The following is a 26,761-nucleotide window of genomic DNA, read 5'->3' on the forward strand; positions in this document are numbered from 1 at the left end:
AATTTCATAACTTCATCTGTTATTTTTAGGAATAAAGGTATAAAGATGGCAAAACTAACGTCTATTTTAGATAATGATTTCTATAAGTTTACCATGCAGTATGCAGTGGTTAAATTATTTCCGAAGGCTCGTGCCCGGTATGCATTTATAAATCGGGGAAAACACAAGTTTCCCCCTGGTTTTGATCATAAATTAAAGGAGGCGATTGCCGAGATGGCGGGTTTGAAATTATCGAAACAAGAGAAGGTTTTCTTTGCCGCTAAGTGTCCCTATATAGATCCTACTTACTTTGATTTTCTAGAAGGCTATCGGTACGACCCGGAGGAGGTTCATATTGTTCAAGAAGGGGAAGACCTAACGGTACGTATCGAAGGCTATTGGTATCGTACGATTTTATGGGAAGTGCCTATCATGTCTTTGATCTGTGAGCTTTTTTATGAATTTACTGAACAAGAACGGATTGATGATGATGCGGTACGACAGATTGTGCAAGATAAAATGGTAAAGTACGACAAACTGAATATTACCATCGCCGATTTTGGTACGCGTCGTCGTCATTCCTACGCGGTGCACGATTTGGTTATTGAAACCCTAAAGGCAAATCTTTCGAAAACATTTATTGGGACGAGCAATGTACACTTTGCGATGAAATACCAAACCACGCCTATTGGCACGCATGCACATGAATGGTTTATGTTTCATGCGGCTAAGTATGGGTACAAAATGGCAAACCTTCTGGGTTTGGAACATTGGTCTGACGTGTATCGTGGGGACCTTGGTATTGCACTTTCGGATACCTATACGACAGAGGTGTTTTTTAAGCAGTTCGATAAGAAGCTCACCAAGCTTTTTGACGGTGTTCGACATGATAGTGGTGATCCTGTTGAGTTTGCCCAATTAACGATTGATCACTACAAAAGTAAGGGGATTGACCCGAGATCGAAGGAGATTATTTTTTCTGACGGATTAGATTACGATAAAGTAGAAACCATTGTTCGGTTCTGCGAAGGTAAGATTGGTCATTCCTTTGGTATCGGTACCGACTTTACGAATGATGTGGGTTTACCACGTATGAATATCGTGCTAAAGATGGTGGAGGCTAAGCCTGAGGATAGTGCTTGGACGCCTGTAATTAAACTATCGGATGAACCCAATAAACATACCGGTGAACAGGATGAGATAACGATTGCAAAAAAGATTCTTAATATAAACGATTAATGGAGAGAGATGTGTATGGCGAAGCGCTGTACGATTATTTAGCGCTCGGTGAGCTGGGTGAGCCCTTGCTTTTACATAGTAGCTATGGGGATATTGAAGAGATGCCTGTTGAGGTTTTTTACCGTGATGCCGATGATTTTCCTGAATTAGAGCATATTGCATTGGCACTGTGCGATGGTAAGGTGTTGGATGTCGGTGCTGGTGTTGGTAGTCACGCACTCTTTTTACAAGAAAAGGGATTTGATGTTACGGCTTTAGAGATATCTGCGACGGCATGCGATATTATGGCAAAACGGGGGGTGCAGCATTTGCTTCACGAAGACTTCTTTGAACTAAAAGAACAACGGTACGATACGTTACTCTTTTTGATGAATGGGATAGGTTTGGCCGGATCCGTAGAAGGCTTTAGAGATCTACTGCGGTACAGTAAAAATTTATTAACGGAAAGAGGCCAGTTGATTTTCGATTCTTCCGATATATCGTATCTCTATGAAGAGTACCGTATTGCTAAACCTAGCCATTACCTGGGGCAGATAAAATATCAATATGAGTATAAAGGGCATAAGGGGAAACCATTTGATTGGCTTTATATTGATCAAACGGAGTTGATACGTATTGCTCGGGAGGAGAATTGGGTGGTACAGATTCTCTTTGAGGATGAGAATGATCAGTATTTGGTACGTATGGAACCGAGAAAACCGGTTAACGACTAGTCGTTAACCGTAAGTTCTCCTCGAATATCTTTTTCAATCCAATAGGCCACAGATGCTTGGTCTTCGAAGTGGCCTTGTAAGTACATCAGTTTGGTTACAGCGGCCTCAAAAGTCATATCGTATCCATTCAATACGCCGAGTGCCTTTAGTCCTTGGGAAGTCTCGTAGCGCCCCAGCTCTACAGATCCAACTTTGCATTGGGAGATATCTAGAATGTTTTTTCCGTTACGGATTGCTTCACCGATAAGGTTTAGGAACCACTCGTCGGTCATCGTATTTCCGGAGCCGAATGTTTCCATAATGATACTTCGTGCATTAGAATTCAAGATTGCTTTGATCGTCTCGGGGTCTATGCCAGGGAAGAGTTTAAGCACGGCCACTTTGTTGTCTATTTTGGTGTGCATAATAAACTCTTTATCTGTATTGTCCAAAAGGGCTTCGCGGTTGTAGTTTATATAGATTCCTGCTTCTGCCAGAACCGGATAATTTGGTGAACGAAAGGCTTCAAATTTGGCTGAATTGTATTTAAAAGAGCGGTTGCCTCGGAATAACTTATTATCAAAAAGGACACATACCTCTTGAATAATAGATTTACCATTTTCTTTGGCAGATGCTATTTCTAATGCGGTCATAATATTCTCCCGGGCATCTGTTCGTATTTCTCCGATTGGAAGTTGTGACCCTGATAGGATGACGGGTTTTTGTAGTCCTTCCAACATAAAGCTGAGGATCGAAGCGGAAAAGGACATAGTATCTGAACCATGTAGAATTACAAAACCATCGTAATGGTCATAGTTATCTTTGATAATTTGTGCCATTTCTACCCATATCGAAGGCTTCATGTTTGAGGAGTCGATGATTGGGTTGAAGGAATGTACGGTAAGTTTGTAATTAAGGCGAGCTAGGTCTGGCAAATTACGTGCGATCAGCTCGAAGTCAAAAGGTACAAATGTGCCTGTTTCGGGATCCTGAACCATCCCGATCGTACCTCCTGTGTAAACAATAAATATATTCTGCATCGTTTGTTGTTAAATTCCAAAAATACGTTTCGCATTTTCGGTGGTAATTGTAGCTAGGGTCTCGATCGTTACTTCCTGTAGATCGGCGACTTTCTCGGCTACATGGTATAGGTAGCTGCTTTCGTTTTCTTTTCCTCGAAATGGGGTAGGTGCCAGGTAAGGTGCATCTGTTTCCAAAACGATATGTTTTAAATCAACTTGTTTAACTACTTGATCCAAGCCTGAATTTTTGTATGTCACTACGCCTCCGATACCGAGTGCAAATCCCAGGTCAATTGCCTGTTTAGCCTGCTCCAGCGTTCCTGTAAAGCAATGGAGGATGCCGAAGAGTTTGTCATCTTTCAGTTCTTTGAGTAAGACGAACAATTCATCAAATGCTGCTCTACAATGTATGTCTATGGGTAAGTTCAATGACTTGGCCCATGCTACTTGTGTCCGAAAGGCATCTTTTTGTATTTCGAGTGTTGTCTTGTCCCAATATAGATCTAAACCAATTTCACCAATCGCATATATTTTATGTTCTGCAATAGCTTTTTCTATGTTAGCCAATTCTTCCTTGTAATTTTCTTTTACGGAGCAAGGGTGTAGGCCGAGCATGGGGAAACAATGTGTTGGATATGCATGAACGGTATCCATTACCAAGGGTATTGACTCCGTATCGACATTTGGGAGGAACAGTTTCTGGATGTTCCGATCAAAGCAACGGTCCATCTGTTCCTTTAGCTTTTCTGTGCCGGCATGGTAGTAGATGTGCGTATGTGTGTCGGTAAGTATGTAGGGTTTAGAATGCATATATGCTTGATAATCGGCCTAAATTTAGGCTTTTCGTATTAGACGACCTAATAGAACATAAAAAAACGCAAGATTTTTAAAAATCTTGCGTTTTCCTTGCTATTTTTTCAGCGATGTTATTTTTTTGTTGCTGCTGAATCTACTGGTAAAGTTGCTGCTGGAGCATCCCCTTTTGGACCAGGAATGATATTCACAACCTCTACTTCGAATACCAAAGGAGCATATGGAGGGATTGTACCACCACCACGCTCGCCGTATCCTAAGTTCGAAGGAACTAAGAATGTAGCTTTTGCACCTTTGTTCAATAACTGCATACCTTCAGTCCATCCTTGGATAACCGGATCGTGACCTACGCGGAAACGAATAGGCTCGTATTGTTTCATCGGATTGAATGTTTTTTCTTTCTTCGCAGTCTCTGCACTGTTTGTGTCGAATACTTTACCGTTTACTAATTTTCCAGTGTAGTTTACAACAACTGTATCACCCACTACAACTTTATCACCTTTACCTTCTTGGCTGATGATGTACTGTAAACCAGAAGCAGATTTTTTAGGTTCTAATTTTTTGTCGGCAACGTATTTTGCTAATTTACCTTCTTCGGATTTTTTCAATCCTTCGATTTCGCCTTTAAAGTAAGTGTCGATTTGTGCATAAAGTGCCGAGTCTGTTAGGTTGCCTTTTTTGAAGTGCTTTCTAACTTTAACAGTGAATGTAACAAATTTATCTGCAAATTCAGGTTTTGGTTGACCTGTTTTTGCGGCCATTGTATCCAAGTTTAAACGGAAAACAGCGCTATCGCCTTCACCTAAGAATTTAAACATAGAGTTATAATCTCCCGCGTATAAGCCAGGGATTGAATCTGGTGCTATGTTGATAATTTGTGGTAAACCAATATCGTACGTACTTTGTAGCAACGAATCTTTACGGTCTGACGTTACTGTCATATCTACCGATAATAAATCACCTGCTTTTGCTTTTTCAGCACCTTCATCCTTCACGATCTTGTATTCAAGACCACCATCTCCCTTTTTGAAATTCTGACAAGCTGCCGTCGCTAATAGGGTAACAGCTGCCGATAGGAATAAAATTGATTTCTTCATTTTTTTGATATAATCACTAAGTTACTTTGTTAATATTTCTTTGTATTCTGGTAATATAGATTTGAACCGCTCTACAACAGCTTCGAGCTCTTCTGTTGAGCTACCACCTGATGCGTTGAGATGTCCTCCTCCGTTAAAATATTTCTTACAAATCTCATTGCAAGGGATTTCCCCTATCGAGCGCAAAGATAATTTAATTAATTCAGTTCTGTCAATAAATAAACCGGCCAAACGAATTCCTTTAATCGATAAAGCATAATTCACTAAACCTTCCGTGTCTCCGGTTGTAACCTGGAATTTTGCTAAATCTTCTTTGGTAATCGCAAAAAGAGCCGTGTTGTATTCGGGGATAACCTCTAAACAGTTTAAAAGACTATATCCTAAGAATTTCAACCGGTTTTCGGTGGAACTATTATATACTTTTTCGTGGATCTCCCAGTTTTTTGCCCCAGCATCAATAAGATGAGCTAGGATATGGTGTACGGCAGCGGTTGTGGATCGAAAGCGAAAAGATCCCGTATCTGTCATAATACCTGCATATAAACAGGTTGCAATATCTGCTGTTATGCCTTCACAATCGTTGTTTACTTCGGCAATAAAGGTGTAGATTAACTGGGCTGTTGCTGCGGCATTGGAGTCCCAATAGGTTAATTGTGCGAAATCTTCGGGGTCTAAATGGTGGTCAACCATCCACTTTTGTCCTTTGGCTTCGCGAATAAGAGGCTCCAAAATATTTGTCCGGCTCAACGCACTGTAGTCCAGGCAGAAGATGATATCCGCAGATTCAACTAATTTAGTTGTCCGTTCCACCTCTTGGGGGTAAATAATTACATTGTCCCGTCCAGGCATCCAATCCAAGAAGGATGGGAAGTCGGATGATAGAACCACCTCAACGTGATGTCCTTTGGCCTGCAACCAATGGTATAGTCCAAGTGATGAACCCAACGCATCGCCATCAGGCTTGTGATGTGTTGTGATGATAATGTTTTGCGGTGTGGCTAGTAATTGTAAATTATTTTCTCCTGTAAGCATAAATAGTATAAGACTGCAAACCTACTACAATTTTGTTGTTTATTGAAATTTTTTACTTGAGAGTATGTATTTCTAGGCGCAGTTTTTTTTAGTTTTTGAAAGCGTATAACTTCTTGTCTCTCCGTATACATAGCAGGTAGTTTCCACTGTTGTAATCGATCTTGCCGTAGTAGAAATTAGGAAGAGCCTCGATCGGAAAACCATTTACGACAGCCCCTTTTTCGTCGAATAGATAAATTAAGCTATTCGCGCGTTCTGCGACACCAATAAAGACACTGTTCGCGTCGTTTCGGAAAAATTGAGGCCTATCTGTTACTTCTTGCGTAAAGTTGAATCCGAATATTTTACTCGTGTCCCTTACGCTGTATGTGGCCAGCTCTTTCTTATTTAAACTAACCATCAACGGGTTGTTCCGGTTCACGGTACTTTCAAAGGCTAAGCGTGTTTTGCTATCCCAGTTGGATATCTTTCTTCTTGTTGGTTTGTTCACAAAGTCCAGGGTATACAGGTAACCATCGGTGTCGACCGTATATAATACAGATTTGTTGTCGCTGTTCGGGGCTACAGTAATAGGATTCTTAAAGGTCGTACTGTATAGAATTTCTTCCTTGAGAAGTTTTCCATGGTCATCATACTGGTAAAAATGCCCGTTATCTGTTCCAACATAGACATGACCTTCTTGTATTTTTATATCAAAGAGGATTTGTCCGTCTATTGTTTTATTCTTCCAACTTTCGACTTCTTTGCCCTGAATATCATATACGAGCATTCGGCGTCCCGCGGGTATGAATATCAATTGTTCGTTGTTTATTTGGGCAATCGTTGGCGTTGCTGTTGGCGTTGCTGGCAGTGAAATGGAGAAACCAGGCAAAGGTTTGCCGGATGTGTCAAAGCGATAAAGTCTGTCTTTATCGGTGAGAAGGATAATGGAGCGATCGTCTAGTTGTTGTGCTTCACCGACCACTCTGCCGGAGAATACGGTTGACCACAGTTTTTTTCCTGCGGGATGTATACCATGAATCGTATGGTCTTGTTCTTGTACTACAATAAACTGACTGGTATCGGAATGTTGGAAGACCCAGGGCTGCGTAATCGGTCGGTTCTCAAATTCGTATGTCCATTCCGGGGTGGCTCCCAGGGCAGCTTTGCTTTTGAAAATACCGTATATGCTTGATAAGAAACGACCATTGTTTCCCGAAATCTGGAACGACCAAGAGAAGAAATCTTGGTATCCATAGTTGTCTTTATTGGTCAATGTTTTCTGATAGGCTGGTTTCAACAATCGCTGAATTAACGAAGAGGATGTCCTCATGCGTAAGAAGTAGGTTATATTAGCTTCGTTACCTTGTATTTTTTCAAAGTTCTTAAATCCTAATGTGCCTACCAATAGGTTTGCGCGTCGCCAATCTTTTTGGTATTCCTGTAAAGTTTGTAAGCTATTTGCTAACACCAATACATCACCTATTTGTGTGAAATATGGCCGAGGGAAGGCTTTTGCGGGATCACCCAATAGGCTGTATAGAATATTTGATTGGTCAAACCGTTGTATGGAATCTGTTACTGCTGAGGCTAGTCGTGCCAATCGTGACGTAATGGTAGATTTGTCTTTTAGTCTTATAAAGAGAAGTTCTGCTTGGTTACTTTGCTCCACAACAGCGAATTCACTGCCCAGTATGGCACCGATGTCTGTTCCAATATGAATCCCTTTTTGTTTTTGAATATTTTCTTGCAAGGTGTTGACCGTCTTGAGTTCGTTCCTTTTTTCAAAAAGTTGGCGTAGGTCTTCTTTGAATCGATCATTATTGCTGATGGAGAACGATAAATAGGAGGCCGTATTGTCGGGGAAGTAATTGTATAAACTTTGTGTTGTTTTTGTTTGGTAACTGAACAATTCGATGTAGTTTTCTTTTTTGTGTTCCGTTTCACTCTCACCACTGAGAATGAGCGCATCGTTTTTAAAATTGAGATTCCATGCGGATTGTCCACCGAGATTATCGAAAAGGGCTATTGTCTTACCGTACTTGGAACGAAGTATATGCGACCCCATATTCTTTACCTGATCATGAATAAAATAGACGCTTAATGGCGCTTTTCTACTGTTGTTATCTACAAAATAATTGATATGGGCTTTATCTAGTTTAGGCTTGTTGTTATCCAGAACCAGGAGTATGAGTTCTTTCGATGGTGAGGCAAAGAAAATATCTTTTACATAGGTAACATATAATAGAGAGTCTTTAGCACCATAGTCCATACTAAAAAGGGTGTGACCCAAGGTATCTTGTTTGTTGACTTTAAAGCTTTTTTCTAAACTGGTGAGTAGAGCCGGAAGATCAACATCTTTAATTTTATCCACTGTAGGAATTGTGATCAAGGTGCTAATTTTATCTTTTTCGGGGTGGAAAGAGACGTATATTTCCGTTGCCTCCACATAGGGTTGCAATGCGGTGCTTCGTAGTAGTTTGGATTTTAGTAGTTGCAGTTGTTTTGTTTCTTGCTTTCCGAGGATGGCTTCAAATATTTCAAAATCCTTGAAAATATTATCGGTAGTTGGATCATTTTGAAAAGCAGTAATCAAAAAAGTCTCCTCAGGCAAGAAGGTAAGGGGTTTTACGGTTTCCTTTTTCTCGCTATTTAATCCTGAAAAATAGTATATCGAAGCACCTATTACGGCAATAAACAGTAAAACGGTGACAATTATGGTGTTTCTCATTACGCACAAATCTGTATCAAAACCAAAAGTAAACAATATCCTTAATGCCTTTGCTTATGTATCATAAAAATCATAAACATTCAGGTAATGTGTGTTTTCGGTTTAGGTTTTGATGGTGAATAAAACAAAAATAGTAAAATATCACTTAATTATATAGTTGTCATGTGCCGTTTTGGTGCCTCCTTTAAGGTCGTCCAATAAGGGGGCTAAATAGTGATTCTCGCCACAAAAAAGACAAAAATCGTGTTTTTATGGAGTATATTTTATACATTTATAAGCGTAATTAAGTTTGAGCAATTAATCCCTTTTATGAATAAACAGATTATATTAATGGCGTCGTTGTTTGGCGTATTTGCCGTGATATTAGGTGCCTTTGGAGCACATGGTTTGGAAGGTAAAGTTGATGAGTACCACTTGGGGACGTGGAAAACAGCAAACCAGTATCACTTTTATCATACGCTTGCTCTTTTGTTTTTATCTACTTTTTCGCGGGCAAAAAATGCTTCTATCCGGGTTTCTTTTTGGGCATTTACGGTAGGTATTATTTTGTTTTCGGGCTCCTTATATCTCTTAAGTGTGCGAGATTTAATAGGCTTAGAGGGGTTTAAATTTTTGGGTCCAGTGACCCCGATCGGTGGATTGTTTTTCATTGTCGGTTGGATTGGGTTATTTATCGCCGCCTTGAGAAATCGTTCCTAAGGCACGTAAAGAATAAATGGAAAGCCACGCTGCTCGCAGCGTGGCTTTTGTTGTTTTTAGGACATTGTAATATTTTTGTAGCATAGTGTTGGTCTTTCGAAAATTCGCGAAACAATGCTATCTTACAGTGTGATACGAAAAAGTGCGGGAGCCTTTTACCAGCTAATCAATAACTAAACCGAATGAATAGAAAAGATTTTATTAAAGCATCTGCTATATTAGCAGCTTCTACTGTTTACCTGAAGTCGTTTGCTCATCCTCTTACCTCCTTTAATCAACAGATTCGCGTCGCTCTTATTGGCGCTAATGGTATGGGATGGTCTAATTTAAATGCCTTGTTAAAAACGAATCGAGCAGTTTGTACTGTATTGTGCGATATCGATGAGAATGTGTTACAAAAACGTGCCAATGAGCTCAAAGAGCGTGGTATCGAGGTGAAGACTTGTGTGGATTATAAAGATGTGCTTCGTGATAGTAATGTGGATGCCGTTATTATTGCTACGCCTGATCATTGGCATTGTCTGCAGTTTGTTGATGCCGTGAAGGCCGGAAAGCATGTCTATGTAGAAAAACCAATTGGGAACTCTATCCGCGAGTGTGAGGTTATGCTAGCTGCGGAAAAGAAGGGGAATGTTATTGTACAGGTTGGGCAATGGCAACGTAGCCAGCAGCACTTTCAAGATGCGTTAGACTATGTTCACTCAGGTAAGCTCGGGAATATACGACTTGTGAAAGCGTGGTCCTACGTTGGGTGGAAAAAGAATATTGTAAAGAAACCGGACACCGCTGTGCCCGCTGGTGTGCATTATGATAGATGGCTGGGCCCAGCACAAAAAAGAGCTTTTAATCCCAATCGTTTTCACTTTGAATTTCGTTGGTTCTGGGATTATGCCGGGGGATTGATGACAGACTGGGGGGTGCATATGTTGGACTATGCGTTGATGGGGATGAAGGCGACTACTCCAAAATCGATTATGGCTACCGGTGGTAATTTTGCGGATCCTAATGGTGCTGCTGAAACACCTGATACATTGACTGCTGTTTATGAATTTGATAATTTTTATATCCAATGGGAGCATGCATTGGGGATGGATCTAGGTCCTTATGACCGGACACATGGCGTTGCATTTATTGGGAATAACGGGACATTGATTGTGAATCGAAACGGTTGGGAAGTTATTCCGGAGAAAGATGGCGGGCCGGCTGTTCCGTTGCAGAAATCAAGTGATAATGGACTAGAAAAGCATATGGTTAATTTTGTAGATGCTATTGTTGCTAAAGATAAAGGGATGTTAAAAGCACCCTTAGAAGCGGGGGCTCATATCGCTATTTTTTCGCAGATGGGAAATGTGGCGTATCGGACGGGGCGAAAAATCTACTGGGATAAGGGTAAGCAGCGGTTTACCGATAGTGAGGCGAACAAATACCTGGCCGCACCGTACCACAACGGATATAAAATTCCGCACGAAAGCTAAATAAGATTTAAATCAAACTAAACTAATCACCTATAAAAACCACATTATTTTATGAAAATGAAAATGACCGCCTTTTGCTTGATGATGGTAAGCTTTTTTTCCACGTCTGGGCAGGAGGGAAATGTCGTTGGGCATAAGATAAAGACGAGATGGGGGGAGACCCTTGATCCACTACGTCCGCATCAAGAGTACCCACGGCCACAGCTTGAGCGAAAAGGCAATTGGAAAAATTTAAATGGAAAATGGCGATATACCGTTGTTGACCAAGATCAAAAAGAGATTCCAACACATTGGGATGGCGATATTGTTGTTCCTTTCGCGATCGAATCTGCGCTTTCTGGCGTGGGGAGAACCGTTGCTACCAACCAATCTTTATGGTATCAACGGGAAATATCCGTAGATAACAGCTTACGGAAAGGAAAAGTGTTGTTGCATTTTGGCGCTGTGGATTGGCGTTGTGATGTGTACGTGAATAAGCAGCATATCGGTCAACATGAGGGAGGTTTTGATCCTTTTAGTTTTGATATTACCGACGTGTTAAAAAAAGGAGAGCGGCAAGAGATTGTGGTGCGTGTTTGGGATCCGACAGACGACGGCCCTCAGCCTCGTGGGAAGCAAATTAGAAATCCACATGGTATCTGGTATACCCCTGTTACTGGTATTTGGCAGACCGTTTGGTTAGAAGGTGTGCCGACCAGTTATATTGCTAAAACAAAACAGACGCCAAATGTTGATGAATCCGCTTTGTTCTTTTCGGCGGATATTGCATCGGCTCGGGGGGATGAGGAGGTGGTTGTGGAGGCGTATGATGGTGCGACTAAAATTGGAGATTGGAAAACGAAGCATGGTGTAGAGACTAAGCTGTCGTTACCGGGTGTTTCTTTGTGGAGCCCGGACCATCCTAAGCTTTACGATTTACGCGTGAAATTGATGCGAAGTGGGAAGGTTGTGGATGAGGTGAAGAGTTATTTCGCTATGCGGAAGATCAGTATGCAAAAAGATGATAAAGGGATTCAGCGCATGTTGTTGAACAATAAGTTTGTTTTCCATTACGGACCATTGGATCAGGGCTGGTGGCCGGACGGTTTACATACTGCTCCGTCGGACGAAGCATTGAAGTTTGATATCGAAAAGACGAAGGAGATGGGATTCAATATGATTCGTAAGCATATCAAAGTAGAACCTGCTCGCTGGTATCGTTACTGCGATAGCATTGGTATTTTGGTGTGGCAAGACATGCCTAGCGGGGATTTAGGCGGGAATGCATGGGATATGCATCCCGGAAAGATTTCCAGTGGCCAGCATGATAAAGATAGGAGTGCTGATTCTGAAAAGATGTATAGAAAGGAGTGGCGGTCAATAATGGATGCTTTACACAATTTCCCAAGCATTGTTATTTGGGTTCCTTTTAATGAAGCGTGGGGGCAATTTAAGACGAAAGAAATTACAGATTGGACCATGAAGTATGATCCTTCCCGATTGGTCAATAGTGCTAGTGGAGGTAACTTTGCGTATGTGGGCCATATCCTTGATCTACATAATTACCCGGATGCTGCAATGCCTGATCCAGGGCTGTTTGGAAAGGATTTTGTCTTGGCGTTGGGCGAATTTGGAGGATTAGGTCTACCGGTAGAAGGACACACCTGGCAACAAAAAGATAACTGGGGTTATCAGTCTTTTAAAAATGGGGAGGAGCTTAAGAAAAGGTATGCGGGTTTGGTAAAAGACCTTCATAAGTTGATCCCACGTGGTCTATCGGCTGCTGTCTATACCCAGACTACCGATGTGGAGATTGAAACGAATGGATTGATGACGTATGATCGTAAAATTATTAAGATACCTGTTGACGAGTTGCATGAAATGCATCAGGTGTTGTATACCTATTAATACGTTTATGTTTTAGATTTTATAGGAGATACGTTACCATGAAAAGGTAACGTATCTTTTTATAGGTACCCACTATAGAGACCGAAAAACTTCCGTTATATTTGTTGGGTATGGTAGCATCATCTTTGTTTAGTGCCGGTCGGGAAACCTACTTCGTGGAAGTTATTTTGCCTTTGTATATCGCAAAGACCTATACGTATCGTGTTCCTGTGGAATGGAACGATCATGTGGCGGTAGGGAAGCGCGTTATTGTGCAATTTGGGCGCAATAAGATCTATGCTGCAGTTGTACATAAGGTTAGCCATGAGGCTCCTTTGGGCTATGAAGCAAAATATATCCTGAATGTAATCGATGATCAACCGATCCTCGATCCCACGCAATTGACTTTATGGGAATGGATGGCAGATTATTATTTGTGCTATCTGGGGGAGATTATGCAGGCCGCATTACCTGCGGCTATGAAAATGGCCAGTGAGACCAAAATTGTTGCTGCGGAAAATGAAGACCTGGATCGTTCTCTCCTTACCGATAAGGGATATATGATTATGGAGGCGTTGGATGTTGCTGGAGAATTAACGATTAACGATGTCGTTAAGTTATTGGGACAGAAAACAGTTTTTCCGCTATTAAAAACCTTGTTTGACGAAGGATACCTTTTGATTTCAGAGGAAATTAAGGATCGGTATAAGCCGAAAGTCAAGACGTTTCTTTCTTTGGATTCTCAATTTTCGGATGCGGAGGGGAAACGTATTTTGTTAGATTCCTTGAATAAAGCTCCTAAGCAGCAAGATGCGGTGTTGGCTTTGTTGCAGTTACAAAAGACGAAAGAAGATATTACTCGGCAAGATATTATGGAGGCGGCAGGTATTAGTGCCGGCGTGGTTGCTTCGTTAATTGAGAAGGGCGTATTTGTCCTTCAAGAAAAGATTGTTTCTCGCTTGGGTGGGGAAGATCTGGAGATTACGGCCGACTTTACATTGAATGAGAGGCAGGAGGCAGCATTGGCGAGCATTGAGGCTGACTTTCAAGCAAAGGATGTGGTTTTGCTCCATGGTGTTACCGCTTCAGGGAAAACCCAACTTTACATTCGATTAATCGAATCTGCGATTGCATCTGGAAAAAAAGTATTGTACCTGTTGCCGGAAATTGCACTAACTGCGCAAATTACGGAGCGGTTGCGTCTTCATTTTGGAGATAAACTAGGAGTATACCATTCGAAGTTCAATGATAATGAACGTGCGGAGGTGTGGCGTAAGGTTCTAAATGGGGAGTATGAAGTTGTTATTGGTGCACGATCATCTGTGTTTTTACCGTTCCAGGAGTTGGGATTGATTATTGTTGATGAGGAACATGAGAGTTCCTATAAACAATATGAACCAGCCCCACGTTACCATGCACGGGATACCGCGATTTATTTAGCTGGTATTCATAAAGCGAAGGTATTATTGGGATCGGCCACGCCATCGATCGAATCCTATTACAATGCAAAAGCAGGAAAATATGGTTTGGTGGAAATGAAGGAACGTTACGGTGCTTCTCAACTTCCAATCATCGAATTGGTGGATGTTGCGGAGGCCGGCCGCAAAGGACAAATGTTCAATTATTTTAGTGGTACTCTATTGCAGGGGATCACGGATGCACTCGGACGAAAGGAGCAGGTTATTCTTTTTCAGAACCGACGTGGACATACGCCTTTTGTGCAATGTAACACCTGTGGGTGGGTGGCAAAATGTGTGAACTGTGATGTGAGCTTAACGTATCATAAGTCGACCAATCACCTACATTGCCATTACTGTGGACATCATGAACCACCGATTCAGATTTGTCCGGGGTGTGGGATGGCACATATTGAAAGTAAAGGCTTTGGTACGGAGCGGATCGAGGAGGAGCTTGAGCTGCTGTTGCCTGAAGCGCGCATCGGTCGACTTGATATGGATTCGGCAAAGGGGAAGCATGGCTTTGATAAGATTATAACATCATTTGATGATCATGAGTTTGATATTCTGATCGGAACGCAAATGGTGGCCAAAGGATTAGACTTCGGTCGTGTTAGTCTTATTGGTATTATCAGTGCAGATGCGATGATTAATTTCCCAGACTTCCGCGCTTATGAACGGGCCTTTTCTTTGTTCTCTCAAGTGGCCGGAAGAGCGGGACGTCGGGATCAACAAGGAAAGGTGATTATTCAGACACATACGCCCAATCATCGGGTTTTAGAGCAAGTGCTGCACAATGATTATGAGGGGATGTTCATGACGGAGGTGAAGGAGCGAAAAAATTATCAATATCCACCGTTTTATCGTATCATTAAACTTGATGTGAAACATACAGACTTGCAGCTAACTCATGATGCTGCAGTGCGATTGGCGAGTTTGCTTCGCGGAAGTTTAGGCGCACGTGTTTTAGGTCCTGAGCCGCCTTTGATATCACGGGTAAGGAATTATTTTATTCAAACGATTACGTTAAAAATTGAACGTGGGCAGGTTAGCATCGTAAAAGTGAAGGAGCTGATCCGACAGGCGATCACCCATTTTGAGATTGATAAACAGAATAGATCCGTACGGATTTCAATTGATGTCGATCCGTACTAAGTACGGATCGTTTTTTTTGGATTAATTTTCGATCGATTCCGCAAGGTCGACATCGACCCAAAGTCCGTCGTTCTTGATAATATCTATGAGTTCATCGAGCGCTTTTGTCGCGCCTACATTTCTTTTTACGACTTCCTTTCCACGGTATAAAGTAATCTTGTCTGGGCCTGCGCCAACATATCCATAATCGGCATCTGCCATTTCACCTGGGCCATTTACAATACAGCCCATAATGGCTATTTTTAGTCCTTTTAGATGGCTTGTGCGGCTTCGGATCATCTGTGTTGTCTCTTGCAGATCAAAAAGTGTACGGCCACAACTTGGGCACGATATATACTCGGTCTTTGAGATGCGTGAGCGCGTAGCTTGTAACACACCAAAGGAAATCGAAGCCAGGTGGTTTATTGATGTGGCAGGAGAGTCGATCCAAATACCGGAGCCTAGTCCATCGATTAACAAAGCACCTAAGTCAGTCGCTGCGTATAGCTGTAATTTGGAAATCGGTTCTTCCGGGTCCATGATGTCGCCTACAGGTCCTGAAAATTCAGCTGCGGGGTAGCTTCTTCGGATGATCACCGGTGTGTCGAGACCGATTGACTTTATATTATTAAAAAATTGACGCTGGTCTGCCATACCGTGGGTATGTGTTGTTTCGAGTAGGAAAACGACAGTCTTATCCAACGATAGATGTGCAAACTCATCTGTCAGGAGGTCGTCATTCGTGATTCGAACGAGGTTCAAGGAGGCGTCCTTATCGGTTGCGTCCAAAAATGCAGTAAGGGTGTATACCGGATGTTTATTCGCTTTGTCTTTTAGTGTCAACCATGTTGCATAATTGTACAAGACTTTCAGGTTTCCTGGTAAAGTGAACGATGGCAAGGCATCTCCTAAATACACAAAATCGACAGACTGATCGCCCATATGGTATTTGTCATTTAGGGCATCGTATCGATATCCTACGGCGGTCAAGATGAACGGGTCTTTAAGGTTTTCGCGAGAGATATCTACGATTACACGTGGAACCAAGGCTCCGCCCACAAATGTATTTACTTCGGCAGCTTGATAGGGTTCGGTCTTTGTGTTTCCTGATATATTAATGATTTCGCGCGTTGGCGCAGTGGATAATTGCTTGGCTCTGTTGCTGTACCTGTTGACTAGAGCAATGGCTACAGGGGCTTCTTTTTCTGGCTCTTCGGTAAGCGAAACACGCACCGTGTCCCCGAGACCGTCTTCCAATAAAGTGCCGATGCCGACTGCCGATTTTATCCGGCCATCTTCACCGTCTCCCGCTTCGGTGACTCCCAAGTGGAGCGGGTAGTTCATTTGTTCGGCCACCATTTTCTCCACCAGCAAACGGTACGCTTGTACCATCACTTGTGGGTTGGACGATTTCATTGAGACCGTAAGATTATAGAAGTTGAGATCCTCACAGATACGCATAAACTCCAGGGCTGATTCTACCATCCCTTCTGGGGTATCGCCGTAGCGGCTCATAATGCGATCCGATAGGGATCCATGATTGGTGCCGATACGCATGGCTGTCCCGTATTCTTTACAGATACCGACTAATGGGGCAAACTTTTTATAGATACGTTCGAGCTCCCCCTGGTAAGCCATATCGGTATATTCCAGTTGGTCGAACTTCTTCTTGTCGGCATAATTTCCGGGATTGACACGTACTTTTTCGACGATCCGTGCTGCAACTTCGGCTGCATTCGGCGTAAAATGTATATCTGCTACTAGGGGCACATTATATCCTCGTAGACGAAGTTCTTTTTTTATGTTACCAAGATTTTCTGCTTCCTTGATACTTGGAGCCGTGATACGCACATATTCACAACCGGCATCAACCATCTTCATGGTTTGGGCTACGGATCCCATCGTATCCATGGTATCGACTGTTGTCATACTTTGGATACGGATTGGGTGATGTGCGCCCATTGGAACATCTCCAATGGTAACTTCTCTGGTTAAAAAGCGACTATATGTTGTTTTGGAGTTACAATATAACCCCGGCAGTGTGCTTGCGTTTTCTGTGTCCATCTCTACCTACAAAGTTAGGTATTTTCTACTTAGTAACGGTGAATCGAAAAGGTATTTGCTGCTCCATCAATCTGGATTTCATATTTGTTTGTAGCGGCATCAAAGTTTTGTGTCTGCGCGACTCCCTTTCCTTTGGTTTCTAATCCTTCGAAACTGTTGCTGGATAAGAAGGCTGAATATTTCACGCGTACCGCTGCATCCTTTGGAATATTGAAATCAATTGTGGATGCTCCTGTTGCGATTTCAATTGATGATACTCCCGATTGGGGCATGCCTAGCTTCAGGCTCATTGTACTTGCTCCGGTATTAATTTCCAGTGTTTTAACCCGTAGGGTCGAAAGGTCTCCGGCAATGGTTGCTGCGCCATAATTTAACTCCATGTTCCATAGTACATTGGAATTAAGTGTGATGTCTGTTGGACCAGCTTTCTTTTGTTTTTTTTCCAAAGGTTTCACGTTGAGTTCTACCTTTGGCATGCTATCTGACACCGTTCCTTTTACGTATAGTCCCGAAGAGTTGTCTTTGTTGATTCCGTGAATGAGGTTATTTGAGGCTTCAGCTTTTAAGTTGAATGTGCCTGCTCCACCATTGAATTCCAGTTTTGCTTCTGTGGTGAGGCTGTCTAATGGTAAACTGACCTCACTAGCGAAGTGCTCATCACCATCCAGGTCGCTTATGTTTACGTTCCTGTTTGTAAATAATGCTTCCCGCCAATCGGAACTGCGGGAGGTAAGACCGACGAATAATATCCATCCCAAAAAGAGAACGTTCGCGCCAATCTTAATATAGGTGCCATATGTTTTATTTTGTACCATCAGATTTATTCCGATGATCACAATCAGGAGCGGCCAAAATTTTAGGGTAGCCCAGAAATTGAAGTCAATAACGTTTAAATTATGCAGCAGCAGAATCAATCCTATAAAGACAAACCAGATTCCCGAAGTTATTTTATTTTCCATACGTTCTAATTCTATGTAAACTTATATAATTTTGCTTTCATGTGCAATTTTTAATGGCGCACGGATAAGCGTTCCAAAAGCACCTTCACTTTGCTTTAATTCACCTTGTGTCCGGTTTGCAGCGCGTCACTTTGTATGATGCGAAAGTAAAATTTACGGTCGTTTTATCAAACCTCTTTTAGGCTACTTTGTTATTATAGTCGGTGAAATAAACCTTTGTATCGGTAAGTTTTCTTCCCCTAATGCGTATATTGCGATAGTATTAACAATAAATGAATAGCATTCTATGATATTCCACCACTTCGGTAAGTATGTACTCCTGCTACGGAGCGTTTTTAGAAGACCAGAGAAATGGAAAATTTATTTGAAAGAGATTTTTCATGAAATGAATGAAATAGGTATCGGTTCATTGGGGTTGATTTTGATTATTTCTACTTTTATCGGTGCCGTCATGACCTTGCAAATCGCGTTTCAGTTGGTTTCCGATTTGATTCCGTCGACTGTAATTGGGCAGATAAATCGAGATTCTAATATTTTAGAATTAGGCCCTACGATTTCGGCATTGGTTCTTATGGGAAAGGTCGGTTCTTCCATCTCTTCGCAGATCGGTTCTATGCGTGTGACAGAGCAGATTGATGCTTTAGAAATTATGGGTGTTAACGCGCCGGGTTACTTGATTTTACCTAAAATAGTTGCCGGCATTATTATGATGCCCGTACTCGTTATTATCGCTATATTTTGTGCTATTTGTGGAGGTTTGATCGGTGGGGCTATGTCAGGTGCCGTTGCACCGAATGACTATATTCAGGGTATTCAGGGTGGCTTTAATGGTTTTACCATTGTCGTTGCACTAGTGAAAGCGTTTATATTCGGTTTTATTATTACTTCGGTACCGGCGTACAAAGGATTCTATGTGCGTGGGGGAGCGCTCGAAGTTGGGCAGGCAGGGACGCAAGCGGTGGTAATCGGTTGTATTGCTATTCTTGCTTGTGATTATATAATTACTGCATTGATGTTGTAAAGATGATTGAAATACAAAATATTCATAAGTCCTTTGGTGATAATCATGTCCTTAACGGGATTGATGCTACTTTTGAGCCGGGGAAAGTGAGTTTGATTATTGGAGGGTCAGGATCGGGAAAGAGTACCTTATTAAAGTGTATTGTTGGTTTGCATGAACCGGAGGAAGGCCATGTTTTCTTCGATGCACAGGAGTTTACGGTCATGAATGCCGATGAACGCGTATCTATTCGTCGAGAGATTGGTATGTTGTTTCAAAATTCGGCTCTTTTTGATTCTATGACGGTGGAACAGAATATTGTTTTTGCTTTAGATATGTTTACGGACATGAGTCGTAAAGAGAAGTTGGAGCGTGCAAATTTTTGCTTGGATCGGGTAAACTTAAAGGACACAAATAAGCTTTATCCTTCAGAGCTGTCTGGCGGAATGAAGAAGCGGGTGGGAATTGCTCGGGCGATTAGTATGAGTCCGAAGTACCTTTTTTGTGATGAACCTAACTCTGGACTTGATCCGGCAACAGCCATCCTTATTGATGAGCTGATTCAGGAACTTACCGAGGAGTATCAGTGTACAACTATTGTGGTTACGCACGATATGAATTCGGTAATGGGTATTGGAGATTACATTCTCTTTTTGTACAAAGGAATGAAGTTTTGGGAAGGTTCGAACAAAGATATGCTTCAATCAGACGTTCAGGAATTAAACGATTTTGTGTTTGCCAGTCCGTTGATGAAAGCCGCACGATCAACAATAAAATAAATGATGTATCTTTGCCCCAAATTTTAATACTTTGTCGACAACAACACAAATACAACTTCTTACACCACAACATTGGAAAGATTATGAATTAATCGACTGTGGTGATTTCGAAAAATTAGAACGTTTTGGTGATCTAATTTTGATTCGTCCGGAGCCACAGGCCGTTTGGCCGAAAACTTTAGGCGATGCCGAATGGAATAAACGTTACCACATTAAATTTAGGGGACGGTCGGCAACTTCTGGGGAGTGGATGAAGAAGAATCCACATACACCGGATCGTTGGCACATTACGTATAAAAATAAAGACGCTGCGATTAAATTTCGCTTAGGATTGACTTCGTTTAAACATGTTGGTATTTTTCCGGAGCAGGCTGTCAATTGGGACTATATCTCGGAATCTGTAAAGAGTTTCCAGACGGAGAAACCTAAAGTACTTAACCTTTTTGCGTATACGGGTGGAGCTTCATTAATGGCGAAGGCCGCTGGGGCAGATACAACGCATGTTGACTCGATCAAGCAGGTTGTAACCTGGGCCAATGAGAATCAGGAGATTTCGGATTTAGATAATATCCGTTGGGTTGTTGAAGATGCGTTGAAGTTTGTGAAACGCGAGCTGAAACGTGGGAATACGTATAATGGTATTATCTTGGACCCACCAGCCTATGGGCATGGTCCTAAAGGGGAGAAATGGAAACTCGAAGATCATATCATGGAAATGATGACGGATGTTGTGCAGTTGTTGGATCCGAAGGAGCACTTCTTGATTTTAAATACCTATTCGTTAGGTTTTTCTTCTGTAATTGTAGAGAATTTGATTAAAACTGCTTTTCCGGCGGTAGAGAATTTAGAAATTGGTGAATTGTATTTGCAAGCGACAGCAGGACCTAAATTACCTTTAGGGGTGTTTGGTAAGTTTCGCAAGTTTGCAAAATAGTACGCACCGACGCTAGTTTTTTAAATAATAAAAGCGCCCTGATTAGTAGGGCGCTTTTTTATTGGAAAGCATTAAAATTGATTGCGATTAAATAACAACAGGCCATAATGGATTTTGCACCAACAGGCGGCCTTTGCTTTTATTAATTTCATTTTGTGGCACCGGATACCAGTAGTATTCTTTGACCCATCGACGGTTTTCTATTTTTGTTCGTTGGAAGAAAGAGTCTGGATCTCCCAAAGGCTTTACCGTTGTTGTGGTATTACCATATTTTATTGCGACATTATCAAAACCATTCATATTCATCCCTGACATTCGTGTCATATCACCATCGACTCCGCCTTTATCGGGTTGATTTGTCTCTACGGGATCACAGATCATCCAGCGGCGTAAATCAAACCAACGTTGGCCTTCTCCGAGTAATTCCACGTGACGTTCTTGTACAATAGCTTTGAATTGTGCCTCTTTATTGCCTATCACGCCGGTCTTTGTTTGGTTCGCGTTCATTTGCGCGTAGCCTGGTATGCCTGCTCGGATCCGAATTTTGTCTATGTATTCAATAATTTTGGGATCATTTGGATTAATCTCGTTTAACACTTCTGCATAGTACAAGTAGAAATCTGCCAGTCGGAATAGGATGGATGGCCTAGACCATGAGGTGTACACGGTAAATGGTGATCCTGGTGCGCCAGCAACTGCTATAGATGTCCTTCCTTGTGCAATTCTGCGATGCTTGAATTTGTACAACAGATATCCGGCTCTAGGCCAGTTTTCGCCTCCTGCAATTCCCGATGGTTTTCCTCGACCATACCATTGGTAGTAAACGCCACTTGGATTATTATGTTCATTGGCATGAAGGTGCCAGCTTTTACCGTTGTATCCTACCGCAGCATAAAAACGGGGTTCTCTATCTGCATACATATTGTACACATTTTGATCTCCATTGTTGTTTACGTGCGTTGGGTTTTTTACGGTAATAAAGTTGTTTTCTTTATACCCTGAACCTGAATCGTAGATTGTTTTTCCATTACTCATAAAAAAGGCATCTACCGTTTCTTGGGAGACTCCAATATTTGCAAAATTGGTCGGACTGGCGTATAGATCTACTGGATTTGAACGTCGTTCTTGCGCATTTGGATCACTGTAGTTGTTATATGCCGTCGCCCAGATAATTTCGTCATTGTATTTTTGGAATACCTGATAGACGGACTCATGTGGGTTGATCACTGTTCCTCCTGTGTTGTACTCCACATGTAATTTATGGCCTAAACCATGTGCATACGCTAGAAATTCTTCCAGACGTTGTTTTGCTGTTTGCCATTTCTCAGGATTGTAGTCTGGAAAGAGGCGTGCTCCATCTTTATTGGCAATGGATAAACTTTCCGTGAAACCTCCGTTAAAAAGCTTTGAGGCGGCATAAGTCCATAATTTGGCGCGCAAGGCATAAGCGGTTAAGAGTGTAGGGCGTACCATTTCCCCGGTGTTGTATGGGGTAACGGTGCTTTCGCTTTTGATGGTTGCCGGTAAATTTTTGGATGTAATAACGGCGGCCAAAAGACCGTCGATATAATTGATTACATCATCCATAGATGCTCTTGCATAATCAATATTTTGGTTTTCCGCATCGGCAAGCTCGGTTATTAAAGGGACCGGGCCGTATAACTCCAATAACGTGAAATAGGCGTAGGCAAGAAGAAAACGTGATTCATCTTTCATGCGATCTACTTCATCTTGCGGGAGTGCTGTGTTTCCGGTGCCTGAAATAGCTTTGGCCCGTTGTAAGAAGATGGTCGCTTGTCGGATATACTGGTATTGGGTTGCCCAGCGGTGGTACCCCGCGCTTCCCGCGGTGTAACCGGAAACCATAATGTTTCGTGCAAAGTTACTGACCAACTCGCCTGATATAGCTGACCATGGGTTACTCATAGCATCTGCGCTTGAGGCATTTTTGGAATACTCGATGATACAGTTAAACGTGTTTGCATGCCAACGTTTTGTATAATCTGCGTTCTCAAAGACCCCCTCTATCGTTAGGTTATCCGCTAATTCAGAGGATACGTCTAAGTATTTTTTACAGGATACGGACAAGGCCGTTGTGGCGACCACTGTACATAAAAGAATTTTATTGAAAATTTTCATCGTTTAAATCGTATTAAAATGTTGCGTTCAAACCAAAAGTCCATGTCGAACTGATCGGGTAGCGTGACCCAGAGCGTGCTGTTACTTCAGGATCCCAGAACTTTACTTTGTCCCAGGTGTGTAAGTTTTCTCCTTGCAGATATAGGCGCACTGCATTTATATGCATCTTTTTCACCCAGTCAGACTTTACGGTATATCCCAATTCTATATTTTTCAAACGTATATAGGAGGCATCGCGATACCACCAGGTACTGGTGCGTGTATTGTTGCCATTGTTTGCGGTGCTAAGTCTTGGGAAAAGAACATCCTGATTGTATGGGTCTAGGTGTGTCCAGCGATTTGTTGCTTCTTCGCGAAGTGCAGCATCGGTAATGGAACGCTGGAAGGGGAAGAAATTCTCTGTTTTGCCTAAGAGATTGGTCGAAAACTGACCCGCTCCCTGGAAAAAGATGCCAGCTGTAAATCCTTTCCAGTCTGCTGTTAATCCGAATCCATAAACGATTCCCGGTGCACTTGCGGAAAAGTACCCGTTATTATACGTTTGATCGTAGTTGTCTATGATGCCGTCTCCATTGAGATCCAGGTATTTTATATCACCGGGAGCGACAGCAAAGCGTGGATCTGGAAGATCTGGTTTTAACTGGTAGGTTTCGCCCCCATTACCATTGCGTGTGATGATAAAATCATCTGGCGTATATAAGCCCTGAGATATATACATAAACGGTTGTCCTATACGCTGGCCGGTGTAGGATTGGTACGGGAACGATGGTGTAATTTCATCGTACTCCATAATTTTGTTTTTAGAGTAGGTGTAATTAACGCGTACACCCAAATTTACCTGATTGATTTTTTGTGTTCCTGTCACGTTAAAATCGAAGCCTCGGTTGTTCGTGCGGCCAAAATTCTGTACGGGATTAACGCGTAAACCAGCGGCAGTAGGTACGGTGTTACGGCGTATTAATATATCTTTCCGTTGATTGTAAAAAAAGTCGATCGTTGCGTCGATTCGGTTACCAAAGAGACCAATGTCGATCCCGGTATTAAATTTGTCCTCTTCTTCCCACTTCAAGGTCGGTGTGTAATAGTCATTTTCTATTATCCCCGCTCCGGGACTACCTGATCCTTGGCCACTGTTGCCTACACCTGCTCCCCCGGTCCAACTGTAATTATAGCCCGAACTTCCTTCATTAAGTTTCTCCCGATATGGAAAACGTGTTAGGTCAGCCGAAACGATATCGTTTCCAACGCGACCGTAAGAGACACGAAACTTTAGCTTACTAACGGTCTTTTCGATGGGCTCCCAGAATTTTTCGTTGCTTACCCACCAGGCTGCACCTACGGAAGGAAAAATTCCCCAACGGTTTCCTTCTGCAAAGTTTTCGCTACCTGTCATCCCCATACTGGCTTCCAAGAGATAGCGGTTGTCGAAACCATATGTTCCGCGAGCTACGAGACTTTGTTTACGAAAAGGAAGCATATCGAGGCCGTCCGTTCTATTTTGATATTGACGTTCTTTTTGATTGTATAATAGTAAACCTGTTACATCATGGAGGTTGATTGTTCGTTTATAATCGAGCGCGGTTTCCAGGTATATGTTTCGTTCTCCCGAACTTCCTGCAGATGCGGGGTTCGATAAAGCCGCTCCCCCTCGAATCTGACCAAAGATTAGGTTGCCATTGTCATCGCGGGAGTTCGCGTAGTAAGAGCGTGCTTCTTTCGTTCTGTTTGTTCGCCCCTGTGAAAGGTTGTCAAAGCCCACCGCACCTCGCCATGATAATCCTTTGGTCAGCACATCGAGCTGTTGCACGAGGTTAACCTTGGATTGTAACGTTACTTCTTGATTGCGGCTGTATCCCATATTGTTTAGCATATTGTATGGGTTTGCTCGTTCACCGGTTCCGACATTTCCTGCCGAATACATTGGGTGTTCGGAAAACGTACCATCTGAATACATCATCGGAAAAAGATAGCGGGGAGAGAGGGTAATAATGCTCCACAACTGGTCGGCGGTGGCGATTGGCGCATTTTGTTTTACAAAATAACCAGCAAGATCTACCGACATCTTTGTGGTATTGGTCAAGTCCATATCAATATTTGAGCGGAGGTTAAACCGTTCGTATTTTAGATTGGCGTTGTAGTTTTCGACGGTATTACTTTTGTATAAACCATCTTCGGTATAATAAGCGCCCGATGTAAAGAAGCGTACGCGATCACCTCCACCGCGGAAATTAACGGTGTATCGCGAAACATTTGTATTGGGTTTTAAAAGATCTAACCAATCGGTGTTCGGATAAAGATCGGGATCAATGTTCGTGCGATATTTTTCTAAGGTATTATCATCATAGGTTGGTAACCAGCCGGACGTCGGGTTTCCCTTTTCATTCCATGTAGCTTCATTGTATAGTTTTAATGTCTGGTAAGAGTCCAGTGATTTTGGCAAGCGTAATGGGGTACGAATCGCATGCTGTAGATCGGTCGATATCATCGTCTTTTGCGGCATTCCTCGTTTTGTTGTGACAATCACTACGCCGTTAGCCCCTTCGGCACCGAATACGGCTGTTGCCGCGGCATCCTTAAGTACCGAGAAACTTTCGATATCTTCAACTGGAATATTGCTCATATCGGCTTTGCTTCGTGGTATTCCATCGATAATAATGAGTGGGCTTGTTCCACCAGCAAAGGAGCTCATACCTCGTATCCAGAAGTTGGAGTCGTCGTATCCGGGCTCACCGGATGGTTGTATGGCGATAATACCCGGTAATTTGCCGGCTAATGAATTGGATAATCCGCGGCCTGTTACCGCGAGTTCTTTAGCAGAAATTGTACTGATGGAAGAAACGACACTTGTCTTTTTTTGCTGACCATACCCCACTACGACGACCTCGTCAAGATCGGCAGCGCTCTCTGTCAATCGGATATTGACGATATTTTCATTTGCTTTTAGGGGGCGTTCTTCTGTTTGGTAACCAATATAGGTGAATGTCAGGATATCCCCAGGGGATGCCTGTATGCTGTATTGCCCCGAGGAGCTGGTGTTGGTTTGGTGATTTGTCTGATTCTTGATGGATACGGTTACGCCTGTTACAGGGTTCCCTTTGGCATCGGTAACCAACCCCGATACTTTTACTTCCTGGGCAGATAAACCAAATGATATTCCCGAAAGCAAGAATAGAAATAGTAGTTTCCAAACGAGCGAATTTCGTGTAAACATTTTTTTTGCTGTTTTTTTTGTTTTCATAATTTCAGTTTACTGCTTGTTCCAGATAGTTTGATCTTCTTTTCGACACCTCATAATCCGAGGAGCTAACGGACGTGATTTTTTTAATTCTCATGATAGCGATAAGTTGGTTAGCAGGTTTTTTTGTTTTGTGATTTTAGAGGGAAGCACTTCCAAATGCATCCTTGTTGGGGCGTTATGTGTCGTTAAATACGATACAACTACCCGAGACTTCGTGTGTAATTGTTACATCATGATTAGATTTTGATTTATAAGTTTGGTTTTACTGGTTCGTTTGTTTCTGCATGGCCATGGTCGCGGAATACAATTGTAACAGGACAAATCTATTAGTAAAGGGCTCTAAATAATAGGGGGGGCATTCAAAAGTGAGATGTGTGGGACTGTTGTTTTTGCTGAATCGTCTTATTATGAGTAATTTATGTTTTTGTGTGCT

Annotated in this window: 18 protein-coding genes; 9 read left to right on the forward strand and 9 right to left on the reverse strand. The window is 42.3% G+C overall.

Annotated features, from left to right (window positions below):
- Positions 1–45 precede the first annotated feature (45 nt).
- Together pncB and E2P86_RS02890 are read left to right on the forward strand one after the other, a co-directional pair.
- The gene (gene pncB / locus E2P86_RS02885; protein WP_134430605.1) at positions 46–1,218 is read left to right on the forward strand and encodes a nicotinate phosphoribosyltransferase; all 1,173 of its coding nucleotides are present in this window, start codon (positions 46–48) and stop codon (positions 1,216–1,218) included.
- Entirely contained in the window at positions 1,218–1,931 is a 714-nt protein-coding gene (locus E2P86_RS02890) for a class I SAM-dependent methyltransferase (protein ID WP_085472220.1), read from the forward strand. The genes pncB and E2P86_RS02890 overlap by 1 nt, the downstream gene beginning before the upstream one ends.
- On the opposite strand, the gene E2P86_RS02895 is transcribed toward E2P86_RS02890, so the two are convergent.
- From E2P86_RS02895 to E2P86_RS02915, 5 genes are all read right to left on the reverse strand, one after another.
- Entirely contained in the window at positions 1,928–2,950 is a 1,023-nt protein-coding gene (locus E2P86_RS02895; protein ID WP_134430607.1) for an asparaginase, read from the reverse strand. The two genes, E2P86_RS02890 and E2P86_RS02895, sit on opposite strands and share 4 nt — an antisense overlap.
- 9 nt (positions 2,951–2,959) lie before the next feature.
- Positions 2,960–3,742 carry a TatD family hydrolase gene (locus E2P86_RS02900; RefSeq protein WP_134430610.1) on the reverse strand — a complete coding sequence of 261 codons (783 nt, stop codon included), beginning with the start codon at positions 3,740–3,742 and terminating at the stop codon, positions 2,960–2,962.
- Positions 3,743–3,858: 116 nt separating this feature from the next.
- Positions 3,859–4,842: an FKBP-type peptidyl-prolyl cis-trans isomerase gene (locus E2P86_RS02905; RefSeq protein WP_134430613.1), complete on the reverse strand. Its 984-nt coding sequence runs from the start codon at positions 4,840–4,842 to the stop codon at positions 3,859–3,861.
- Positions 4,843–4,863: 21 nt separating this feature from the next.
- A complete protein-coding gene (locus E2P86_RS02910) occupies positions 4,864–5,874 on the reverse strand; it encodes a DHH family phosphoesterase (protein ID WP_085472216.1) in 1,011 nt (336 codons plus the stop codon).
- 88 nt (positions 5,875–5,962) lie between these two features.
- Positions 5,963–8,584 carry a PQQ-binding-like beta-propeller repeat protein gene (locus E2P86_RS02915; protein ID WP_134430616.1) on the reverse strand — a complete coding sequence of 874 codons (2,622 nt, stop codon included), beginning with the start codon at positions 8,582–8,584 and terminating at the stop codon, positions 5,963–5,965.
- A 309-nt stretch (positions 8,585–8,893) separates the two neighbouring features.
- Between E2P86_RS02915 and E2P86_RS02920 the strand changes: the two genes are divergently transcribed.
- The 4 genes from E2P86_RS02920 to priA all read left to right on the forward strand — a co-directional run bounded on the left by E2P86_RS02920 (position 8,894) and on the right by priA (position 15,236).
- The gene (locus E2P86_RS02920; protein ID WP_085472214.1) at positions 8,894–9,283 is read left to right on the forward strand and encodes a DUF423 domain-containing protein; all 390 of its coding nucleotides are present in this window, start codon (positions 8,894–8,896) and stop codon (positions 9,281–9,283) included.
- A 182-nt stretch (positions 9,284–9,465) separates the two neighbouring features.
- On the forward strand, positions 9,466–10,758 hold the full coding sequence (locus tag E2P86_RS02925) for a Gfo/Idh/MocA family protein (RefSeq protein WP_134430619.1): 1,293 nt from the start codon (positions 9,466–9,468) through the stop codon (positions 10,756–10,758).
- A 51-nt stretch (positions 10,759–10,809) separates the two neighbouring features.
- Positions 10,810–12,645, forward strand: a complete 1,836-nt coding sequence (locus E2P86_RS02930; RefSeq protein WP_134430622.1) for a glycoside hydrolase family 2 protein — start codon at positions 10,810–10,812, stop codon at positions 12,643–12,645.
- A 110-nt stretch (positions 12,646–12,755) separates the two neighbouring features.
- Positions 12,756–15,236: a replication restart helicase PriA gene (gene priA, locus E2P86_RS02935; RefSeq protein ID WP_134430625.1), complete on the forward strand. Its 2,481-nt coding sequence runs from the start codon at positions 12,756–12,758 to the stop codon at positions 15,234–15,236.
- 21 nt (positions 15,237–15,257) lie between these two features.
- Here the strand turns inward: priA and ispG are convergent, their stop codons facing one another.
- Positions 15,258–17,279 (reverse strand): (E)-4-hydroxy-3-methylbut-2-enyl-diphosphate synthase, encoded by a 2,022-nt coding sequence (ispG, locus tag E2P86_RS02940; RefSeq protein WP_134430629.1) that lies wholly within the window; start codon positions 17,277–17,279, stop codon positions 15,258–15,260.
- A 29-nt stretch (positions 17,280–17,308) separates the two neighbouring features.
- Entirely contained in the window at positions 17,309–18,238 is a 930-nt protein-coding gene (locus E2P86_RS02945) for a LiaI-LiaF-like domain-containing protein (RefSeq protein ID WP_134430631.1), read from the reverse strand.
- 286 nt (positions 18,239–18,524) lie between these two features.
- Here E2P86_RS02945 and E2P86_RS02950 point away from each other — a divergent pair, with 286 nt between their 5' ends.
- The 3 genes from E2P86_RS02950 to E2P86_RS02960 are packed head-to-tail and all read left to right on the forward strand — an operon-like array spanning position 18,525 to position 20,951.
- Positions 18,525–19,259 carry an MlaE family ABC transporter permease gene (locus E2P86_RS02950; protein ID WP_085472208.1) on the forward strand — a complete coding sequence of 245 codons (735 nt, stop codon included), beginning with the start codon at positions 18,525–18,527 and terminating at the stop codon, positions 19,257–19,259.
- 2 nt (positions 19,260–19,261) lie between these two features.
- Positions 19,262–20,017 (forward strand): ABC transporter ATP-binding protein, encoded by a 756-nt coding sequence (locus tag E2P86_RS02955; protein WP_085472207.1) that lies wholly within the window; start codon positions 19,262–19,264, stop codon positions 20,015–20,017.
- Positions 20,018–20,048: 31 nt separating this feature from the next.
- A complete protein-coding gene (locus E2P86_RS02960) occupies positions 20,049–20,951 on the forward strand; it encodes a class I SAM-dependent methyltransferase (protein ID WP_134430634.1) in 903 nt (300 codons plus the stop codon).
- A gap of 87 nt (positions 20,952–21,038) precedes the next feature.
- Here the strand turns inward: E2P86_RS02960 and E2P86_RS02965 are convergent, their stop codons facing one another.
- Positions 21,039–23,090, reverse strand: a complete 2,052-nt coding sequence (locus E2P86_RS02965) for a RagB/SusD family nutrient uptake outer membrane protein (RefSeq protein ID WP_134430637.1) — start codon at positions 23,088–23,090, stop codon at positions 21,039–21,041.
- Between the two features lie 13 nt (positions 23,091–23,103).
- Positions 23,104–26,328 (reverse strand): SusC/RagA family TonB-linked outer membrane protein, encoded by a 3,225-nt coding sequence (locus tag E2P86_RS02970; RefSeq protein ID WP_085472204.1) that lies wholly within the window; start codon positions 26,326–26,328, stop codon positions 23,104–23,106.
- Positions 26,329–26,761 lie beyond the last annotated feature (433 nt).

The sequence above is a fragment of the Sphingobacterium psychroaquaticum genome (genome assembly GCF_004421025.1).
Classification (GTDB): Bacteria; Bacteroidota; Bacteroidia; order Sphingobacteriales; family Sphingobacteriaceae; genus Sphingobacterium; species Sphingobacterium psychroaquaticum.

Bases quoted from the DNA above. Each gene is read 5' to 3' on its own strand.
- E2P86_RS02910 (WP_085472216.1), bottom strand. From the start codon at position 5,874: ATGCTTACAGGAGAAAATAATTTACAATTACTAGCCACACCGCAAAAC.
- E2P86_RS02925 (WP_134430619.1), top strand. From the start codon at position 9,466: ATGAATAGAAAAGATTTTATTAAAGCATCTGCTATATTAGCAGCTTCT.
- E2P86_RS02930 (WP_134430622.1), top strand. From the start codon at position 10,810: ATGAAAATGAAAATGACCGCCTTTTGCTTGATGATGGTAAGCTTTTTT.
- E2P86_RS02900 (WP_134430610.1), bottom strand. From the start codon at position 3,742: ATGCATTCTAAACCCTACATACTTACCGACACACATACGCACATCTAC.
- E2P86_RS02915 (WP_134430616.1), bottom strand. From the start codon at position 8,584: ATGAGAAACACCATAATTGTCACCGTTTTACTGTTTATTGCCGTAATA.
- pncB (WP_134430605.1), top strand. From the start codon at position 46: ATGGCAAAACTAACGTCTATTTTAGATAATGATTTCTATAAGTTTACC.
- E2P86_RS02895 (WP_134430607.1), bottom strand. From the start codon at position 2,950: ATGCAGAATATATTTATTGTTTACACAGGAGGTACGATCGGGATGGTT.
- E2P86_RS02905 (WP_134430613.1), bottom strand. From the start codon at position 4,842: ATGAAGAAATCAATTTTATTCCTATCGGCAGCTGTTACCCTATTAGCG.
- E2P86_RS02890 (WP_085472220.1), top strand. From the start codon at position 1,218: ATGGAGAGAGATGTGTATGGCGAAGCGCTGTACGATTATTTAGCGCTC.
- E2P86_RS02945 (WP_134430631.1), bottom strand. From the start codon at position 18,238: ATGGAAAATAAAATAACTTCGGGAATCTGGTTTGTCTTTATAGGATTG.
- E2P86_RS02955 (WP_085472207.1), top strand. From the start codon at position 19,262: ATGATTGAAATACAAAATATTCATAAGTCCTTTGGTGATAATCATGTC.
- priA (WP_134430625.1), top strand. From the start codon at position 12,756: ATGGTAGCATCATCTTTGTTTAGTGCCGGTCGGGAAACCTACTTCGTG.
- ispG (WP_134430629.1), bottom strand. From the start codon at position 17,279: ATGGACACAGAAAACGCAAGCACACTGCCGGGGTTATATTGTAACTCC.
- E2P86_RS02970 (WP_085472204.1), bottom strand. From the start codon at position 26,328: ATGAAAACAAAAAAAACAGCAAAAAAAATGTTTACACGAAATTCGCTC.
- E2P86_RS02965 (WP_134430637.1), bottom strand. From the start codon at position 23,090: ATGAAAATTTTCAATAAAATTCTTTTATGTACAGTGGTCGCCACAACG.
- E2P86_RS02950 (WP_085472208.1), top strand. From the start codon at position 18,525: ATGATATTCCACCACTTCGGTAAGTATGTACTCCTGCTACGGAGCGTT.
- E2P86_RS02920 (WP_085472214.1), top strand. From the start codon at position 8,894: ATGAATAAACAGATTATATTAATGGCGTCGTTGTTTGGCGTATTTGCC.